Origin of the sequence: Terriglobus roseus DSM 18391, assembly GCF_000265425.1 — a bacterium.
Classification (GTDB): Bacteria; Acidobacteriota; Terriglobia; order Terriglobales; family Acidobacteriaceae; genus Terriglobus; species Terriglobus roseus.
Window position 1 is genome coordinate 742,508 of the sequence record NC_018014.1, and the last position, 17,755, is coordinate 760,262.

Below are 17,755 nucleotides of genomic sequence, written 5' to 3' on the forward strand. Positions count from 1 at the left end.
GAACCATATATACGAGCCGAACCCCTGTTCAATGGATATTGGTTCAACCGGCGTTGTTCCCCGCACCTGCTTTGCAGGCCGGTCATCTGTTGCAGATGCTACGCGGAGACCCCGATGTTGGCAAGGCAAGCAACACCGCGCTTGCCACACTAATCAAGTCGGCGTCTTTCGTCGTTCCCAAAGCCTGACAGCCGACAGTCAGGCCCATCGTCACCGCCCGTCTACGGCTGTGCGTAATACCCATTGCGCGATCGCACTACAACACCCGGCTTTGCGTCGGTCACCTGAAGTGAATGATACTCATCAGCGTGTTCCGGAGGTGGTGGCGCGAAGGTCAACTCATACATCGATTTCGCTTCCGCAGCACACCTCTCCAGATTGCCGGCGACATCGCTGTTGCCCGTGATGGTGAGCCCACCGCTCTGGACCGCGAGCACCTGCAGACTGAGATCGGCGATGTCCGTATCCTCTGGTTTCGCAATGCCTTTCAGGAAGACCTCGTAGTAACTCGAACGCAGCAGGTTCTCCTCAGGCCCGAGAGGGTTAATGTTGTACAGCGTCATCTTTGCCAGTCGCATCTGGCGGGAATAGCTGACAACGTCGCGGAAGATCCCCTGGTGCTGCCTGTTGCTGAGATCGACGCGGACGCCTGAGAGCAGCGGCCAGCCGGGCGATACCCATAACACCATCTTCTCCCCTGGGATTTTGGCGGCATACTCCGTTAACTCACCCAATGCCCGTAGCGAGATCTGCGTGCGCTCATCCGCACCCCAGAACCCCTGATCGCGACGGACCTCGCGCAAACCAATGGGATATTTGTCGAGGATGACACTCAACGAATTGCCATCTTTCGTGAAACCCTGCTGGACCTCTGTTGTTTTGTCGGTAATCACGGCAAACGTTGTGGGATTCGCCAGCGCGCCGCCATTCGCGCGGAAGTATTTTTGAATCTCATTGCGCTCATAAGCCATCCGGATATACGGAATGTTCACGGCGTCCAGCACCACGATCACTCGAACGGGATCGCTGCCTGCGCCGATACGGCGTAATGAGGTGATCGCACGCGGCTGCTTATTATCGAGCAGTCGGATGTTCTGCGGCGATAAATTCTCTGCCCCGGGCGCGCTGAAGACATTGACCTGGATGGACGATTCATGGGGAGCAGTTGCCTGCTGAGCCGTGGCGCACAACGTGCTCAAAGAGAGTAAGGCAAGGGAGACACTTCGGGTGAGGGACGACATCACATCCTCCCAGCGCGTGTAACGCACGGGATAAAGGCCCGCCAATCGCTGTCAATGAATTGGATGCGATGGCGTAATGAGCTGGATCGCTTCCACAAGCGGCATAAGAAGACACTGCGAAAAAACGTGCTTTTGCAATCATCCGTGGTGGCGACTCAGGGGCTTGTACTTTGATCAACAGACACCGGACGGGCTCCCGCCACAAATATTGCCGGAAGTGTGAATGGAAAAGGCCGGGCAGATTGCCAGACCTCTTTAGAAATCAGTCAGATTCTGATCTAGACGGCGATCCGGTGCAGGTCTTCGCTCAACGCCTCATCCAGCATATTGCTCAGCGAGCTTGCACGGCGGCGGTTCGTCGTCTCGGTGTTGTCGAGTGAGTCCAGCAGTTCGCGATGACGTGCACGCAGCTCCGTCAGCTCATCTGCAATATTCAGCGCAGCCAGAACAGCCACACGCAGCGAATCGACGGTCGCGCCATGCGCTGAGACAGCACGCATCTTGCCGTCAACAATGCGCGCAAGCTGGTCGATGTGCGCGGGGTCTACACCGCGCAGGTGATACGTCTGGTCGTAGATCTCGACCGAAACCGAGCTGATGGGGGAAGTGTTGTCCATGCCTCTCGAATACTCCCTCTCGCCTAACCCAGGTCGTCCAGTTGCTTCAACATCGCGTCGACACGGCCCTTTACCTGCTGCCGTTCCTGCTTCAATCCTGCCAATTCCACGGTCAATGCCGAGTTCTCGCTGGAAGCAACGTCCAGCAGCTCCTTCATAGCCGCCACTTCCGCCTCCGCATTGGCGCGCGCTTCGCGCTCCGCGCGGATCAGTTCCACCGTGCGCATCACGCGCTGCTCAAGTGCCTGGAATTCGTCGACGGTAATGGTCGTGGTCGCCATGAATTGTGCTCCTTCGGCGATAATTCGAAACGCCTGTGCGGAGTATAGAGCCGCCATTCGCGAATGCCCGACGGCATTTCGCATTGGGGGTATCCGATTGTGCTACCCCTGTTAATTACTGGTGACGAAACAGGCTGCGAGAAACTATTTCCGCTTCCAGGTCACGCCGTCTTTACCGTCCTCAATCAGGACACCCTTTTCCATCAACTCATTCCGAATCGCATCGCCACGCGCAAAGTTGCGCCGCTTGCGGGCGTCCGTGCGTTCCGCGATCAACTGTTCAATCTGCTCGTCGGAGATGCTCTGCGCGGCCCGCAGTTCAGGTGCGATCTCGTCGCTGCGACCCTCCGCCTCAGCCCACGCGACTGCGGCCTGGCTGATCGCTGCATCGCGATCCGTCAGCACGTCGAAGACTTCGTCAAAGTCCGATAGCAGCTTCGTGATGCGCTCTACGTTGCCGCGGCCGAAGGTGCCATTGTCCAGCGTGATGTTTGCCGCACGCACCACGTCAAAGATGGCGGCACGCGCCTCGGCGGTGTTCAGATCGTTCGCCAGCGCAGCGTGGTAAGCCGACAGCTTGTCCGCCACGAGCGCATCCAACTCTTCATTGCTCTCCGCCGGCAGCGCTGCATTCTTCGCCGCGGCATCCACGCGCCGCGCAAAGGTCCGCAGGCGCTCGATCGCATTCGCGCTCTCTGTCAGGCCTTCGAACGTAAAGTTCATCTGGTGGCGATAGGGAACGGAGATCAGCAGAAAGCGGATCGCCGAAGCGCGGTAGCCCTTCAGCAACAGGTCACGCAGCGTGTAGAAGTTGCCCTCAGACTTCGACATCTTCTTGCCTTCGACCAGCAGGAAGCGCACATGGAACCAATGCCGTGCAAACGGTTGGTGACTGGCGCACTCGCTTTGAGCAATCTCGTTCTCGTGGTGCGGGAAGGTCAAATCCTCGCCACCGCCGTGCACGTCAAAGTTCGGCCCCAGGTATTTCATCGCCATGGCGGAGCACTCAATGTGCCAGCCCGGTCGCCCGGTGCCGATCTCCGTCTCCCAAGACGCTTCGCCTGGCTTCACAGCCTTCCACAGGGCAAAGTCGCGCGCGGCGTCCTTCTCATACTCGTCCACATCGACGCGCGCACCGTCTTCCATGCCGTCCAGATCTTTACCGCTCAGCTTCCCGTAGTCCGGAAACTTTGCAATGCGGAAGTACCACGATCCGTCTTCTGTCTTGTAGGCGATGTCTTCGCTGGCAAGCTGTTCAATCAGCTTCACCATCTCGCCGATGTTCTCGGTCGCGCGCGCAATGATCTCCGGCCGCTCGACGCCCAGCGCGTCCATGTCTTCGAAGAAGGCCTTCTCAAACTTGGCGGTGTACTCATTGATGGGCACGCCGGCAAGCGCGGCGTTGCGGATGATCTTGTCATCCACATCCGTAATGTTCATCACGTGCTTCAGCAGAAAGCCCTGCAGGCGCGCGGTGCGGCGCAGCACGTCGACATGCAGAAAGGTGCGGAAGTTGCCGATGTGGCCGTAGTCATAGACCGTCGGGCCGCAGCAGTACATGCGCAGCGTGTTGTCACGCGCGGGTGCAAGCGGCTCAATGCGGCTGCCCAGGGTATTGAAGAGTTCGATGGCCATCCGAGGAGGGTCGTTTCCTTCAGCGACTTGCGTGCGCGCCCGGAACCATGCGCACCATCGCGCTGTCATGCCGCCGCAGTCCGAGCTTGATTCTAGCTGAGCCGCCCGCGCACAGCGGCAACAGGCGCCTTTTAGCCGAGACGCAGTTGCGGCGTCGCATTCAGGTCCGCACCCGCAAACTCACCATGGCGCAGCTTCGGCCACGCTGCAGCGGCGATCATCGCGGCGTTGTCAGTCGACAGAGAAGCCCCTGGAAAAGCCACGGAAAGCCCACGTTCCGCAGCAACCTCCGCAAAGCGTGCGCGCAAAGCCCGGTTAGCCGCAACACCGCCAGACACCACGATGCCCGTTGCTCCGAAGTGAGCCGCAGCCGCCAATGTCTGCCGCACCAGGTTTCCGACCACCGCATGCTGAAACGAGGCAATCAGGTCTAGGGTCTCCGCGTCGCACAGCGCAAGCACGTCTTTCAGGGAAGGCTGCTCGATCCGTGCCAGCGCCGCACGCCTGGCGTCAATCGCCGCCTTCATCCCATGCGTGTCGACGTAGCGCAACACGGCGGTCTTGATGCCGCTGAACGAGAAGTCAAAGCTCGGATCCTCTTCCGTCCCGCGATTGATCGAGATAAAGCGAAATGGCACGGCGTTCGCATTGCCATGAGCACTCAGCCGATCGATCCACGGGCCACCTGGATAGCCCAGGCCCAGCAGCTTCGCAACCTTGTCGTACGCCTCGCCCGCTGCATCGTCGACCGTCCGGCCCACGTTGCGATAACGCCACGAACCATCGCTCTCATCGGCCAGATACAGATGCGTATGCCCGCCACTGACAACTAGCGCCAGCAGTCCACCTGCTGACGCGCCGTGGCGCTCCATCAGCACGGCATGGATATGCCCCTCAAGATGGTTCACCGCGATCAGCGGCTTCTCCAATCCAAACGCATAGGCCTTCGCAAACGAAATCCCAACCAGCAGCGCACCCGCAAGCCCCGGGCCGGCAGTGACGGCAATCGCGTCCAGATCGTCGGCAGACACGTCGGCCGCACGCAGAGCCTCGCGCACTACCGGCACAATGTTCCGCAGATGCTCGCGACTCGCCAGCTCCGGCACCACGCCGCCGTACAGCGCATGCATCTCCATCTGCGACGCCACGACGTTCGAAAGAACCTCGCCACCACTGCGCACCACTGCCGCAGCCGTCTCGTCGCACGAGCTTTCAATGCCCAGAATCAGTCCAGTGCCCACATGCCTATACTAGCGAGGCACACGAACACGTCCGCGCAGGATCGGAAGAGATCTCCTGCAAAGAGAAGATTTTTCGCAGTTTTGAGTGTTTTTCAAGGTAGATTTCGCACCCATCGGATCCGTCATCATGTCATCTAACTCTCCGATGAACTTCGCCGACAGTCCCGGTTACCAGGCCGCACTCCACATCGTGCAGTCGCTGCGCGCTCGCGGCTTCGACGCGTACTTTGCTGGCGGCTGCGTGCGCGATCTGCTGCTCGGCATTGAGCCCAAGGACTACGACGTCGCCACCTCCGCCACGCCGGAGAAGGTGCTCATGGGCTTCGACCGCACCTTCTCAGTCGGCATGCACTTCGGCGTCGTCATCGTCTGCACGGCGAACAAAGACGCGGGCTGTGAAGTTCAGACGGAAGTCGCCACCTTCCGCAGCGACGGTGACTACACGGACGGCCGCCGCCCCGACGAGGTCAGCTACGCGGACACACCGCAGGAAGACGTCCAGCGCCGCGACTTCACCATCAACGGCATGCTGCTCGATCCCATTGGCCTTACTGCAGACAACATCGCCAGCCGCGTCCTCGACTTCGTCGGTGGTCAGGACGATCTGCGAGCGGGCATCGTGCGGGCCATCGGCGATCCCGAACGCCGCTTCCGCGAAGACAAGCTGCGCATGCTGCGTGCCATCCGCTTCGCCGCGCGTTTCACCTTCACCATTGAGCCGGAGACCATGCGGGCGATGCAGATGCAGGCCGAAACCATCTCGCAGGTCAGCAACGAACGCGTCCGCGATGAACTAACCAAGATGCTGACGGAGGGCCACGCGCGCCGCGCCTTTGAGCTCCTCGACGAAAGTCGTCTGCTGCGGCATGTGCTGCCGGAGGTTGTTGCCATGAAGGGCGTAGAACAGCCACCCGAGTGGCACCCCGAAGGCGATGTGTGGATTCACACGCTGATGCTGCTCGAGAAGCTGCGGCCGGGGGCCAAGTCAACGCTGGCGTGGTCAGCACTGCTGCACGATGTCGGTAAGCCCCCAACCTTTCGCGCGCCCGATCCCGCAGATCCAAAGCCGCGCATCCGCTTCAACGGCCACGCCGACGTAGGCGCCACGATGTCCCGCGCCATCCTGAACCGCCTGCGTTTCTCTACGGCCGACACCGACCAGATCGTCGCACTCGTCGCAAACCACATGCGCTTTGGCGATGTGAAGAACATGAAGCAGAGCACGCTCAAGCGCTTCTTCCGCCTGAACGATTTCGCAGAACATCTCGCGCTGCACAAGCTTGACGTCACCAGCTCACACAACCTGCTTGCCATGTACGACTACGCAAAGCAGCACTTTGAAGCAGCACCCGTCGAAGAGTGGAAACCCGCGCTCCTGCTCACGGGCCGCGACCTTATCGACGCAGGCCTGAGGCCAGGCCCGCGATTCAAGCAACTGCTCAGCGAGATCGAAGATGCACAGCTCGAAGGCAGTATCCGCACGCGCGCCGAAGCCATCAATTTGCTGCGCGATCTGCTGGCAAAGCAACAACTCAGCGGGGTGCAGTCGCAGTGAAAAATGTCATCGTCGTTGGAGCAGGTGTTGCCGGTCTCATCGCAGCCGTCAAACTTGCAGAGGCTGGTTGTAAGGTCACAGTGCTGGAGGCGCGCAGTCATGTCGGTGGCCGTATCCTCACGGAGCATGCAGGCGATGCAGCTATCGAACTCGGCGCAGAGTTTGTGCACGGCGAACCGCCGGAGTTGTTCGCACTCCTCAAAGAACTCGACCTGCCTTTCTACGAGCTAACCGGCTCGAACGTCCGCTACGCGCCCAATGGAACGCTCTCAGCAGAAGACGAAGAGGGTGACGATACAAAGGCGAGCGAAGACAGCGATGCCGAGGATCCATTCGCCCTGCTCGAACGCATGACGGCGTGGATCGATCAGCAGCACCAAAACGAAGATCTCAGCTTTTGCGAGTATGTTGAGCGAGAGCGAGTGGATGGCGATCTTGCAGCGAGTGCAACCAGCTACGTCGAAGGCTTCAACGCGGCCGATGCATCTCGCATCTCCATCCGTTCCCTCGCCGTGCAGCAGCGCGCGGAAGACAGCATCCACGGCGACAACTCCTTTCACGTCACAGGCGGCTACGCACAACTGCCGCAGGCTCTCGCAGTCCGTCTGCAAAAAGCCGGCGCAATCCTGCGTACTGAGGCCATCGTGGACGAGGTCGCCTGGTCCGCAGGCAGTGTCTCTATCCGGCTCACATCGGGCGAAGCGCTTGCCGCAGATGCAGCCGTCATCACATTGCCACTCGGCGTTCTCCATGCGCGCGCAGTACGATTTACACCCGTGCCGGCGAACATCCTCCACGACGCAGGCCGCATGGCCATGGGGCACGTCTGCCGCATCAATCTCGTCTTCCGCAGCCGCTGGTGGGCTGAGATTGCCCACCCGCAGCACAAAGCCCTGCAGCAACTTTCCTTCCTGCTGCCAACGGAACGGACCCGCGCAGACGAGCCCCGCTTCCACGTCTTCTGGACCGGCTTCCCCTCGCTGGACCCGGTACTCACCGCCTGGAGCGGAGGACCCGCAGCGGACCGCTTCGCGGCTCTGAACGATCACGAAATCGCGCACATCGCATGCGCGGATCTCGCGCGTATCTTCGGCCTCACCAACGATGACGTCCTCGACCAACTCGTCTCGCACCACAGCCATGACTGGCAGAGCGATCCCTTTTCGCTCGGCGCCTATTCATGGGTGCCGGTCGGTGCCGTCGATGCCTCGAAGAGCATGTCTCAGCCGGTTCGGGACACCCTTTTCTTCGCCGGCGAACACACCGATATCACCGGGCACTGGGGCACCGTCCACGGCGCGCTTCGCAGCGGCTTGCGCGCTGCGCAACAGCTTTTGCAGGAAGACTAAGCGGTGCGGGCCACAGCCTTCGGCTTGCTCTTTGAAGCCGTCACAATTGCCACGGCCACCAGGATGATCGCCATCGCCACCCACTGGGATCCATGCAGGCCTTCGTGCAGAAACAGCGCGCTCAGCACCACCGCAACAATCGGGTTCACATACGCATAGGTCGCAACCTTCGCCACCGGCACATGGTGCAGCAGATACGTGTAAGCCGTGTAGCCCACCAGCGATCCAAAGATCGCCAGCCATGCCAGCGCAACAAAGACACCGGGCGTCCAGCGAGCGGTGTGCCATCCGCCAGCCGCCGTGCCAATCAGCACATTCGCCGTGCCCGCAAAGAGCATCTGCCAGGCAGCGCCGACAAACGGGTCCAGCTTCGAAGGCCAGCGTCCCGACAGCAGTGATCCCACCACCCAGCAGGCGATGCCCACGACGAGCACCATCGTGCCCAGCGCCAGGGCATGCTCCGCGTTGCCTCCGTGATGCAGCACCAGTCCATGGCGCAGTACCGGCGCCAGCAGCACAATCAGCCCGGCCAGTCCGAGTGCGCTACCCGCCCAACCCATGCGGTTCAGCGGTGCGCCACCCGGAATCAGGCTCTCGCACATCGCGATCAGGATTGGCACACTCGCCGTCAGCAGCGCCGCATAGCCCGCCGTGACATACATCTCCGCCCACCCCAGCAGTACGTTGTTGCCGGTCAACATCAGCAGGCCCAGAACCAGCGCCCGCACCAGGTCACGACGGTTGATCCGCACGCTGACACCACGCATCGGCAACACCAATAGCAGCATGGCGCCCGCCGCAAGATACCGAAAGCCCGAGACGAAGCCTGGCGTCAGATACTGCACGCCGTAGCGAATCGCGACAAAGGTCGATCCCCAGAAGAAATACACGCAGCCAAAGGCCAGCAGCAAGATCCATCTGGCGGGAGCTTTGGTGGGGGATGTCATGACGGGTCCGTCCAGACTATCAAGACTCGCCTCATCCCAAAGGAGATTGCGGCCTCGCAATCTTCGCCGTACCATCGCCTGAGATGGATTTCCTGAACAAGAAGCGCTTTGACAGCAGCCGGTCGCCCAAAAGCGCCGACGCCGAGCGGCTCGTAAGCGCCAGCAGCGTGGGCGAGGACGCCGCCTTCGAACTGAAGCTGCGCCCCACACAACTGCGTGAATTCATCGGCCAGGCCAAGGCGAAGGAGCAGCTCGCCATCGCGCTCGAAGCGGCAAAGTCGCGCGGCGAAGCGCTCGATCACGTGCTCCTCTTCGGACCGCCGGGCCTCGGCAAGACGACACTCGCCACCATCATCGCCAACGAGATGAACGTCGGCTTCCAGCAGACCAGCGGCCCCGCCCTGCAGATCCAGGGCGACCTCACCGCCATCCTCACCAACCTGCGCGAAAAGCAGGTGCTCTTCCTCGATGAGATCCATCGGCTGCAACCGGTGCTCGAAGAAAAGCTCTACACCGCGCTCGAGGACTACAAGCTCGACATCATCATCGGCAGCGGCCCCGCGGCACGCACGCACGTCATGGAGATCCGCCCCTTCACCTTCGTCGCAGCTACCACGCGCCCCGGCTTGCTCTCGTCGCCGCTGCGTTCGCGCTTCGGCATCCTCTTACGGCTTGAGTTCTACAACGACGACGACCTCCGCTTCATCGTCGAACGCAGCGCCGAGGTCATGGGCGTCACCATCGACGCGGACGGCGCGTCTGAGATCGCGATGCGCTCGCGCGGCACACCGCGTATCGCCAACCGTCTGCTGCGCCGCGTGCGTGACTACGCACAGGTCCGCGCCAACGGCATCGTCGACCGCGCCACCGCGAAGGCCGCGCTGCAGATGCTGGAAGTGGACGAGCACGGCTTCGACGAACTCGATCGCCGTCTGCTGATGACCATCATTGAAAAGTACGACGGCGGCCCGGTCGGCCTCAACACACTGGCTGCAGCGCTTGCGGAAGAAGAAGACGCGCTCGAAGAGGTCTATGAGCCGTTCCTGATGCAGATCGGCTTCCTCGACCGCACACCGCGCGGCCGTGTCGCCACGCGTCGTGCCTACGAACACTTCGGCATCCCCGTGCCCACCAAGGCCGGCCAGTACGACCGTCCGACGCTCTTCGAGTAGGAAGGGAAGCAGCCATGCAGTTGATGCGCGATCTGCTTCGAAGTTCGCTGGCGAAGTCGTTGTCCGCCCTGTCGCCGCTGGACCGTCTCGCCTCCGCATGGCCGGTAGCCGCGGGCCACGGCATCGCGGAACGAACGTCCGTCACAGACCTGGAAGACGGCGCCGTCACCGTCACCGTGCCCGACGCCGTATGGCAGGCACAACTGCGTACCACCGCCGACCAGCTCAAACGTGATCTCGCGCGTATCAGCGGTGTTCCCCTGACCGATATACTTTTCCTGTTGCCGGCAGCCGCAGCAGATGCGCGCCGAGCCGAGATTCCCTCGGACAGACCGCGGCCGAAAATGCCCGCACGAGTCCGAACCAGAAAGACCTCATGAGCACCGAGACAAACGAAGTAGTCGACCCCAACGAAGCTCCGCCCGCAACGCCGCACGCAGCCGACGCAAGTGTGACGCTTGCCGACGTGCGCCACGTCGCCGCGCTCGCAAACCTGCAGCTCACCGCAGAAGAAGAGCCGCGCATGCAGCGTGACCTCAACGCGATCCTGGGCCACGTCGCCGCACTCGCCGCGCTCGACACCACGGACGTGCCGCCGCTCGCGCAGGTAGGCCAGCTGCTGCAGCGCGGCCCCGCACTCGCCGGCTCATCGCTGCGCCCCGACCAGCCAAAGCCCTCCGTCGATCGCGCCGCCGTCATGCACGAAGCACCCGACACCGACGGCCGCTTCTTCCGCGTGCCAAAGGTCATCGAGCGCTAGCACTGCAGCGCCACCACACCGGGTGCCCCACCTTCGCGAAGCTAAGGTGGGCATCGCGCAAAGCGCGACCAGCAGAACTCCAAAGCGCCACGAAACATAAGCGCAAGCCATCTTTCAGGACCACCGATGACGACTGAAGCACGCACCATCGAAAGCATCCGCGCCGCGATCCTTAACGGCAGCTCCACCGCCACGGCGCTCGCCACCGCACACCTCGCAAAGATCCGCGCAGGCGACCAGATCGCTGGGCAGGAGATCAACAGCTTCCTTTCCCTCGCAGACGAACGTGCACTCGCGCAGGCCGCACGCATCGACGCCATGGCGGCCAAGGGCGACACGCTGCCTGTGCTCGCAGGCGTGCCCGTCGGCATCAAGGACGTGCTCGCCATGCAGGGTGCACCCGCGACTGCCGGCTCCGCCATTCTCAAGGGCTATCACCCGCCCTACGACGCCACCTCCGTCGCAAAGCTTGAAGCGGCCGGCGCTGTGCTGCTGGGTAAGCTCAACTGCGACGAGTTCGCCATGGGCAGCAGCAATGAGAACAGCGCCTACGGCCCCGTCCGCAATCCACGCGCGCTCGACCGCGTTCCCGGTGGATCGTCGGGTGGTTCAGCCGCAGCCGTTGCAGCAGAGTTCTGCGCAGCATCGCTTGGTACTGACACCGGCGGATCGGTGCGTCAGCCCGCAGCCTTCTGTGGTGTCGTCGGCCTCATGCCCACCTACGGCCGCATCTCGCGCTACGGCCTCATCGCCTTCGCCAGTTCGCTTGATCGGGTCGGCCCCTTCACGCACACCGTGGCCGATGCAGCCACCGTCCTCGGCGTACTCGCAGGCCCCGACACCATGGACGCTACCAGCGCGCAGGCGCCCGTCGACGACTACGTCGCTGAGTCCGCAAAGCCCGTCGAAGGCATGCGCATCGGCATCCCGAAGGAATACTTCGCCGAAGGCCTCGACGCAGAGATTCGCGCAGCCGTCGAGAAGACCATCGAAGACCTCAAGGCGCAGGGCTGCACTGTGCATCCCATCAGCCTGCCGCACACACAGTACGCTGTGCCGACCTATTACGTGCTCGCAACGGCCGAAGCCTCCAGCAACCTCAGCCGCTTTGACGGCGTACGTTTCGGCCATCGCACCGAGTCGCCGAAGAACCTCTCCACCATGTATCGCGAGAGCCGAGAAGAGGGCTTCGGTGCAGAGGTCAAGCGCCGCATCCTGCTCGGCACATACTCACTCTCCGCGGGTTACTACGACGCGTACTATCGCAAGGCGCAGCAGGTCCGCACACTCATCGCGCGTGACTTCCTTGCAGCCTTCGAACAGGTCGACGCCATCGTCACACCCATGACACCCACACCGCCGTGGAAGCTCGGCGAGAAGACCGACGACCCCATCAGCATGTATCTCGCAGACATCTATACGGTCGCTGCATCGCTCGCTGGTATCTGCGGCATCAGCGTGCCGTGCGGCCAGACGCAGGGAGGGTTGCCCATCGGCGTTCAGCTCCTCGCAGGTCATTTTCAGGAGAGCAAACTGCTGCGGGTTGCCCGCGCTGTAGAGGCTGCGCAACCCGCGGCGTAAACAGGCGCGTCGGCGATAATTGATCGCGGATCGCGCAACATCCCAGGAGTCGGTGTGTTCTCACTATTGCACGATGGAGGTGCGGTAATGAGCATGACAAAGACGATTACGAAGTGGCTTTCGGGCGCGGCCCTCGCAGGTGCCCTGTTGTTCGCGGCGCCGCACAAGGCTGAAGCTCAGCGCATCGGCTTTGGCATCAGCATCGGGACTCCCGCATACGGCGGCTACTATCCCCCTGCTTACACGGCCTATCCCGCTCCTTACGCCTATGGCTATCCCGCGTACTACGGCGCTGGCTACGGACGCCCCTACTATGGACGCCCCTACGGCGGCGGATACTATCGCGGTGGTTACGGCTACGGCGGTCGCGGTTATGTAGGCGGCTACGGGCGTGGCGGTGGTTGGGGTCGTGGCGGCTACGGTCGCCGGTAACTTCGACAGCCAACCTTGATGCAAGAAGTTCAGGCCGGTGCGGAGACGCACCGGCCTTTGTATTTGAAGAAAGCTCGATTTACGAAATCACCCGATAATACCGACGCTCAGGCGCAGCGCATCCATGACAAAGCACGCGCCCGTCGATGACAACTTCGCGCTTGTAGTTAATTCCTTCGCCACACTCCGCACACGCCACGCGACCTCCCTTGAATCCCGGGAACTCATTTGGCGGCAGCGTGACTTCCACCTGCTCCACCGAGAACAGATCGTCATCGCTTAGTTCGCGATAGGCACGCATCTGTTGTTGATTCTTATCCGTCATCTCCGGAAAGCGTTCGCGAGCCAGATCACGCGAACTCTCGCGCGCAGCCACCCGCACACCGCCGTAGACATCAGCGCCAGCAGTCCTCTGCAGATCGATGAAGGTCGCGGCCATCTTGCCCCAGTCCACAAACTTCAAAGCGCGCTTGCCCAACCGGCATCCCGTCACCACGCCGATCGCATCGGTCGCGCAACGGTCGATCTCCACAAACGTAACCAGCCGCTTGCGATCCTTGCCACGCGGCTCTTCCACGCCCAGCAGGTGACACGCATGCATCGCCATCCGCACGCCTAACACCTGTCCCGCACACAGGTGCCCATGTGCAACCGCCGCGTCCTGCAGCAAAGCATCCAGATCCAGCGGTGAAACCGCTTCAGTTGTCATCATCCCCACCTTCACCGTCTTCGACCAGTTGCGTCGAAGTCCCTACCACCTCGTACGAGACCGCATCGCCGCCTGCCGGTTGCATCGTGACACGCATCGGCTCACGCTGCCACACCGGCACAGCACACACGGGCCGCACACGCTCCGCCTGCGGCCATGGCGCAATCACCTTGTTCAGCGCGGCTCGCCGAGTTCCAATCTGCCACACCTGCGCGGTCAGGCCGCCGCCCTTCGCCGCAACATGGATCCCGCAATACGCCGCATAGTCGCGATACCACGCCACCTCGCTCAGGCTCGCGTCAAACTCCGGCAGATGCAATGCCGTCACCCGGCCGGACACGCGATCGATCAGTATCCACGGCCCCGGCTGCCAGACCCATCGCCCCGCCTTGTCGCTCGGCAGAGCATCGTTCACGTGGATCACACGCCGAGTCACAAAGCTGCGATCCGTGATGTTGTGCTGATCCCCCGTAGTCCACTCACGCACCACGCCGTCCACTGTCAGCGGGCGAATCCGCAACATTCCCGCCTCATCCTCTTTCGCGTCGCGCGAGACATCCGCGGCCACATACGGCACTCGGCGCACCGGCCCCAGCGCCACAACATGCACCTTCGACGCAGCATTTGCCATCGACGAGAGACCAAGCAATGCCCCAACCATCCACAACCTGCAAGCATTTCGCATACGCGAAGCCTAAGGCTGCCCTGCAGCGCAAACTATCGTGTGGAATGCACAGCGAACATTCGTTCGCGTATCCAACTCGGTTCTCCCACCAATTCGGAATAGTTTTCCGCATGCGGGCAGAATCTACGGAGTAACGGGCGGAGTAAGATGCAGGCAGACATTCTCGCGTACGCGGCCGAAGGAATCGCCCGTTGCGCCCGGATTTTCAAGCCGAAAGGAACTTCAGAAGCTCATGTGGAAACCCAACACTCCCGGCTCCGGTAACGCCACACCATCCACCCCTGAACCCGTGCGCCCCGCCACTCCGGCAGCGCCCGCCTCGTCGTTTGAGGCGCCCAGCACCCGTACCGCTTCGCCCCAGGCAGCAGCCGCAACCGGCGAACAGGCCACCATCGGCAAGAGCCTGATGATCAAGGGTGAGGTTACCGGTTCGGAATCGCTCTATATCGACGGCCGTATCGAAGGCACCATCAACCTGCCCGGCAACCGCGTCACCGTTGGTCGTAACGGCCAGGTCGCAGCGAACATCTCCGCTCGCGAGATCGTCGTTCTGGGCAAGGTCCGTGGCAACTGCCAGGCAAGCGACCGAATTGACATCCGCAGCGAAGGCTCGCTGACCGGCGACGTCATCGCCGCACGTATCTCCATCGAAGACGGCGCCTTCTTCAAGGGTGGCATCGACATCCGCAAGCCGGGCGACGCCAAGGCCGGCAGCGCAGCACCGGTTGCAGCCTCGGCAGATCAGCCGCAGCTCGTCGCAGTCGAGTCCGCCTCGTAACAGCAACACACCGCGATCCACGCAGGGGCCTCGACGATATCGTCGAGGCTCTTCGCTTTCCGTCGCACCCCACCGGCGAGGCCGTCCCCCTCTTTGGCGCGCCGCGTGCACTGGAAACATCCGCAACACGAAAGGCATCCAACGCCCCATGGAATGTCGCCCCCATAGATTCGCCAAAGTCCTCTTGTCGCTCATCCTGTTGGGTGCCAGCACCATCCACGCGCAGGAGCCGGTGCAGAAGCCATCGTCGCTCATCGCGCCCGCGCTGGACAGCGTCGCCAAGGCCGGCAGCGCCGTCGATCTGAATAAGTGGAAGGGCGGCAACGGCGCCCGGGAAGAGGTCGATGCCAACCTCCTCTCCATGCAGAAAGACCTCGCCAACACACTGCCGCCGCTGCTCACAGCGTCCGATGCTGCGCCCACAGCCGCCTCGGCATCCCTGCCGGTCCTCCTGAACCTCGACGCGCTCTACAGCGTCCTCCTGCGCGTCACCATCATGTCGCGTGGCAACGCACCCCGGGATCAGAATCAGCAACTTGAAAAGTCTGCGCAGCTTCTCGATGCAGCGCGTCGCGACCTGGGCGAAATCATCCTCACCGGACTTAGGTCTCAGGAGAAGCGGATCGCTGAGCTCCAGTCCACCGTGCAGCAGCAGGCCAGCACCCTTGCCGCCGCCCAGCAGCCTACCGCACCGCAACCGACGCCGCAGCCCGTAAAGAAGCGGAAAGCCGCTCCCAAGAAGCCTGCAGCAAAACCAGCAGCCGCTCCCGTTCCCAATCCCACTCCGGCGAAATAACCGCGAGACCTATCCGACCGTTGCCACGGCCTCTTCCACGGTCGCTAATAGCGGCTCAGCCTGCGGCATCACGCCCAGAATCTCGCGCCGCATATTCGCCAGGAAGATCGGCGTAGCAAAGCCCGCAGCATGCGCCTGCGCGGCCTCGGCGTAGAAGCGGTCTTCCTGCGTTTCAAAGCGCACAATCGCATCCGCCAGTGACGCCGCCGTCTGTTCCGCAAAGAACAGGCCGGTGGGCGGCAGTTCATCCGAGTCGCCCTCGCCGCCTGCACCGCGTACCGTCTCCAGCGATCCACCAATACCGTAGGCAATCACGGGCCGGCCGCAGCTCTGCGCCTCCAGCGGTACCATGCCAAAGTCCTCATCCGCCGCAAACAGCAGCGCCCGCGCCCGGCTGTACTCATCCCATAGCGCCTCGGTTGGTAGCGACCCCAGGAACGTCGTGTTGGGCCCCGCCATGCGCCGCAGCCGAGCCTCCTCAGGCCCGGTGCCGGCCACACGCAACGGCCGTCCCAGCCGTTCGCAGGCCTCAATCATCAGCTCCGTCTTCTTGTACGAGACAAGCCGTCCCGCCGCCAGGTACGCCGCTCCCGGCGGATTCAGGCGTGCACGATGCAGATCGATCGGCGGATGCACCACATCGGCCTGCCGCCCATAGGCACCACGAATCCGCTCCGCCACATAAGCCGAATTCGCCAGGAACTTCGTCACCCGCTTCGCCGCAGCAATATCCGCACGACGCACCCGCGGCGCCGTTGCAGAAAACACCGCGCGCGTCACCCCACCCATCGACGCACGATAGCTTTCGTACCCGTCGTACAGGTAACGCATCGGCGAGTGGCAATAGCAAAGATGCACCGCATCGGCCTCCAACGTGGCGGCCTTCACCGGACCGGAGTCGGACGATACCACAAGGTCGTAGCCTCGCAGATCCAGCGAACGCGTAGCCTCGGGATACAGCGGCATAAAGTGCCTGTGATTGCTGACAGCGCCCGGAATCTTCTGCAGAAAGGAATTGGTAAGTCGCCGCCCGCGCAGTGATTCCGGCAGGCCCTCCGGTGCGCTCACCAGCGTGAACAGGTCAGCCGTAGGCAGCAGTGCCGCCAGGCACTCGGCCACACGCTCGCCACCGCCACGCGTGACGAACCAATGATGCAGAACGGCAACACGCATGGACATCACTCTAGGCTATTGCAGCGGCAGGGGATTGAAAACTCAGCAGAGGATCTAGTAGGCACCGTCGGAGTTCGCGACCTTCGTCACGGTCCGCAGCAGGATGCTCAAATCCATTGCGATGGACCAATCTTCGACATAACGACGGTCCAGTGAAACCCGGTCTTCATATGACGTCGTAGACCGTCCCGATGTCTGCCAAAGCCCTGTGATTCCGGGCTTCACAGCAAGGTAGTACGAGAAGTCCTCGCCATACTTCTCAGCCTCTGCAGCCACAATGGGACGGGGTCCCACCAGAGTCATACGGCCAGCCAGCACGTTCCAAAGCTGTGGCAGCTCATCCAGTGACGAGCGACGCAGGAACCGGCCGAGCGGCGTAACCCGTGGATCGTTCTTCAGCTTGTGGCTGCTTGCCCACTCCTGGCGATCTTCCGGATGCTGTGCCAGATGCTGCTCCAACACCTCAGCAGAGTTAACACACATCGTCCGGAACTTCCACATCGAGAAGAAGACACCCGCGCGACCAATCCGCCGGTGCGAAAAGAACACCGGGCCGGGCGATGTCAGCACCACGCAGAACGCGATGGAGAGACACAGCGGAATCCAGAAAGGACTGAACAGTAACACCAGTCCGATATCCACCATGCGCTTCAGCACCACATAGGAGAAGCGATATGAGGGGGAAGCTACCACGCGACGTTCTGCACCTTGCGAAAGGGTGTATTCGGACGCCGGATAACCCACAAGTGCGGGTACCGGACCACTAGTATGTTCGTCAGATTGCATCCATTCCCTGGGGGTCG

The 17,755-nt window shown here is 62.1% G+C and carries 19 protein-coding genes; 9 read left to right on the plus strand and 10 right to left on the minus strand.

From position 1 onward, the window contains the following. Positions 1–221 precede the first annotated feature (221 nt). The 5 genes from TERRO_RS03235 to tsaD form a co-directional block, all read right to left on the minus strand. Entirely contained in the window at positions 222–1,241 is a 1,020-nt protein-coding gene (locus tag TERRO_RS03235) for a VWA domain-containing protein (RefSeq protein ID WP_014784570.1), read from the minus strand. A 278-nt stretch (positions 1,242–1,519) separates the two neighbouring features. Next, complete coding sequence (locus tag TERRO_RS03240) at positions 1,520–1,858, minus strand: cell division protein ZapA (protein WP_014784571.1); 339 nt, start codon at positions 1,856–1,858, stop codon at positions 1,520–1,522. 23 nt (positions 1,859–1,881) lie between these two features. Next, positions 1,882–2,139 (minus strand): hypothetical protein, encoded by a 258-nt coding sequence (locus TERRO_RS03245; RefSeq protein ID WP_014784572.1) that lies wholly within the window; start codon positions 2,137–2,139, stop codon positions 1,882–1,884. A 144-nt stretch (positions 2,140–2,283) separates the two neighbouring features. Beyond that, positions 2,284–3,774 (minus strand): cysteine--tRNA ligase, encoded by a 1,491-nt coding sequence (gene cysS, locus TERRO_RS03250; RefSeq protein WP_014784573.1) that lies wholly within the window; start codon positions 3,772–3,774, stop codon positions 2,284–2,286. Between the two features lie 131 nt (positions 3,775–3,905). Further along, positions 3,906–5,015, minus strand: coding sequence for a tRNA (adenosine(37)-N6)-threonylcarbamoyltransferase complex transferase subunit TsaD (gene tsaD, locus TERRO_RS03255; RefSeq protein WP_014784574.1), 1,110 nt, complete (start codon positions 5,013–5,015; stop codon positions 3,906–3,908). A gap of 127 nt (positions 5,016–5,142) precedes the next feature. Here tsaD and TERRO_RS03260 point away from each other — a divergent pair, with 127 nt between their 5' ends. Beyond that, the gene (locus tag TERRO_RS03260; RefSeq protein ID WP_014784575.1) at positions 5,143–6,570 is read left to right on the plus strand and encodes a CCA tRNA nucleotidyltransferase; all 1,428 of its coding nucleotides are present in this window, start codon (positions 5,143–5,145) and stop codon (positions 6,568–6,570) included. Next, a complete protein-coding gene (locus TERRO_RS03265; protein ID WP_014784576.1) occupies positions 6,567–7,919 on the plus strand; it encodes a flavin monoamine oxidase family protein in 1,353 nt (450 codons plus the stop codon). The genes TERRO_RS03260 and TERRO_RS03265 overlap by 4 nt, the downstream gene beginning before the upstream one ends. Here TERRO_RS03265 and TERRO_RS03270 read toward each other — a convergent pair. Continuing rightward, on the minus strand, positions 7,916–8,866 hold the full coding sequence (locus TERRO_RS03270; protein WP_014784577.1) for an EamA family transporter: 951 nt from the start codon (positions 8,864–8,866) through the stop codon (positions 7,916–7,918). The two genes, TERRO_RS03265 and TERRO_RS03270, sit on opposite strands and share 4 nt — an antisense overlap. Positions 8,867–8,949: 83 nt before the next feature. On the opposite strand from TERRO_RS03270, the gene ruvB reads away from it, so the two are divergent. From ruvB to TERRO_RS03295, 5 genes are all read left to right on the plus strand, one after another. Next, complete coding sequence (ruvB, locus tag TERRO_RS03275) at positions 8,950–10,038, plus strand: Holliday junction branch migration DNA helicase RuvB (protein ID WP_014784578.1); 1,089 nt, start codon at positions 8,950–8,952, stop codon at positions 10,036–10,038. A 14-nt stretch (positions 10,039–10,052) separates the two neighbouring features. Next, positions 10,053–10,418 (plus strand): DciA family protein, encoded by a 366-nt coding sequence (locus tag TERRO_RS03280; RefSeq protein WP_014784579.1) that lies wholly within the window; start codon positions 10,053–10,055, stop codon positions 10,416–10,418. After that, positions 10,415–10,798: an Asp-tRNA(Asn)/Glu-tRNA(Gln) amidotransferase subunit GatC gene (gene gatC, locus TERRO_RS03285; protein ID WP_014784580.1), complete on the plus strand. Its 384-nt coding sequence runs from the start codon at positions 10,415–10,417 to the stop codon at positions 10,796–10,798. The genes TERRO_RS03280 and gatC overlap by 4 nt, the downstream gene beginning before the upstream one ends. 126 nt (positions 10,799–10,924) lie before the next feature. After that, positions 10,925–12,379: an Asp-tRNA(Asn)/Glu-tRNA(Gln) amidotransferase subunit GatA gene (gatA, locus tag TERRO_RS03290; RefSeq protein WP_014784581.1), complete on the plus strand. Its 1,455-nt coding sequence runs from the start codon at positions 10,925–10,927 to the stop codon at positions 12,377–12,379. 87 nt (positions 12,380–12,466) lie between these two features. Further along, positions 12,467–12,811, plus strand: a complete 345-nt coding sequence (locus tag TERRO_RS03295; protein ID WP_014784582.1) for a hypothetical protein — start codon at positions 12,467–12,469, stop codon at positions 12,809–12,811. Positions 12,812–12,890: 79 nt separating this feature from the next. Here the strand turns inward: TERRO_RS03295 and TERRO_RS03300 are convergent, their stop codons facing one another. Further along, positions 12,891–13,523 carry an FmdE family protein gene (locus TERRO_RS03300; protein WP_245536202.1) on the minus strand — a complete coding sequence of 211 codons (633 nt, stop codon included), beginning with the start codon at positions 13,521–13,523 and terminating at the stop codon, positions 12,891–12,893. After that, positions 13,510–14,205 (minus strand): hypothetical protein, encoded by a 696-nt coding sequence (locus TERRO_RS03305; RefSeq protein ID WP_245536203.1) that lies wholly within the window; start codon positions 14,203–14,205, stop codon positions 13,510–13,512. Before TERRO_RS03305 ends, TERRO_RS03300 begins: the two co-directional genes overlap by 14 nt. Before the next feature lie 232 nt (positions 14,206–14,437). Between TERRO_RS03305 and TERRO_RS03310 the strand changes: the two genes are divergently transcribed. After that, a complete protein-coding gene (locus TERRO_RS03310) occupies positions 14,438–14,983 on the plus strand; it encodes a bactofilin family protein (protein WP_014784585.1) in 546 nt (181 codons plus the stop codon). 184 nt (positions 14,984–15,167) lie between these two features. Next, positions 15,168–15,779 (plus strand): hypothetical protein, encoded by a 612-nt coding sequence (locus TERRO_RS03315; RefSeq protein WP_041592428.1) that lies wholly within the window; start codon positions 15,168–15,170, stop codon positions 15,777–15,779. A 9-nt stretch (positions 15,780–15,788) separates the two neighbouring features. Here TERRO_RS03315 and TERRO_RS03320 read toward each other — a convergent pair whose 3' ends face one another. Beyond that, on the minus strand, positions 15,789–16,958 hold the full coding sequence (locus TERRO_RS03320) for a glycosyltransferase (RefSeq protein WP_245536204.1): 1,170 nt from the start codon (positions 16,956–16,958) through the stop codon (positions 15,789–15,791). A gap of 48 nt (positions 16,959–17,006) precedes the next feature. Then, on the minus strand, positions 17,007–17,645 hold the full coding sequence (locus TERRO_RS03325; protein ID WP_245536205.1) for a sugar transferase: 639 nt from the start codon (positions 17,643–17,645) through the stop codon (positions 17,007–17,009). Positions 17,646–17,755: the final 110 nt, after the last annotated feature.

Coding starts and splice junctions, on each gene's coding strand:
- TERRO_RS03300 (WP_245536202.1), bottom strand. CDS start 13,523: ATGATGACAACTGAAGCGGTTTCACCGCTGGATCTGGATGCTTTGCTG.
- TERRO_RS03305 (WP_245536203.1), bottom strand. CDS start 14,205: ATGCGAAATGCTTGCAGGTTGTGGATGGTTGGGGCATTGCTTGGTCTC.
- TERRO_RS03245 (WP_014784572.1), bottom strand. CDS start 2,139: ATGGCGACCACGACCATTACCGTCGACGAATTCCAGGCACTTGAGCAG.
- TERRO_RS03310 (WP_014784585.1), top strand. CDS start 14,438: ATGTGGAAACCCAACACTCCCGGCTCCGGTAACGCCACACCATCCACC.
- TERRO_RS03270 (WP_014784577.1), bottom strand. CDS start 8,866: ATGACATCCCCCACCAAAGCTCCCGCCAGATGGATCTTGCTGCTGGCC.
- gatC (WP_014784580.1), top strand. CDS start 10,415: ATGAGCACCGAGACAAACGAAGTAGTCGACCCCAACGAAGCTCCGCCC.
- TERRO_RS03240 (WP_014784571.1), bottom strand. CDS start 1,858: ATGGACAACACTTCCCCCATCAGCTCGGTTTCGGTCGAGATCTACGAC.
- TERRO_RS03260 (WP_014784575.1), top strand. CDS start 5,143: ATGTCATCTAACTCTCCGATGAACTTCGCCGACAGTCCCGGTTACCAG.
- TERRO_RS03320 (WP_245536204.1), bottom strand. CDS start 16,958: ATGTCCATGCGTGTTGCCGTTCTGCATCATTGGTTCGTCACGCGTGGC.
- ruvB (WP_014784578.1), top strand. CDS start 8,950: ATGGATTTCCTGAACAAGAAGCGCTTTGACAGCAGCCGGTCGCCCAAA.
- TERRO_RS03280 (WP_014784579.1), top strand. CDS start 10,053: ATGCAGTTGATGCGCGATCTGCTTCGAAGTTCGCTGGCGAAGTCGTTG.
- cysS (WP_014784573.1), bottom strand. CDS start 3,774: ATGGCCATCGAACTCTTCAATACCCTGGGCAGCCGCATTGAGCCGCTT.
- gatA (WP_014784581.1), top strand. CDS start 10,925: ATGACGACTGAAGCACGCACCATCGAAAGCATCCGCGCCGCGATCCTT.
- TERRO_RS03235 (WP_014784570.1), bottom strand. CDS start 1,241: ATGTCGTCCCTCACCCGAAGTGTCTCCCTTGCCTTACTCTCTTTGAGC.
- TERRO_RS03295 (WP_014784582.1), top strand. CDS start 12,467: ATGAGCATGACAAAGACGATTACGAAGTGGCTTTCGGGCGCGGCCCTC.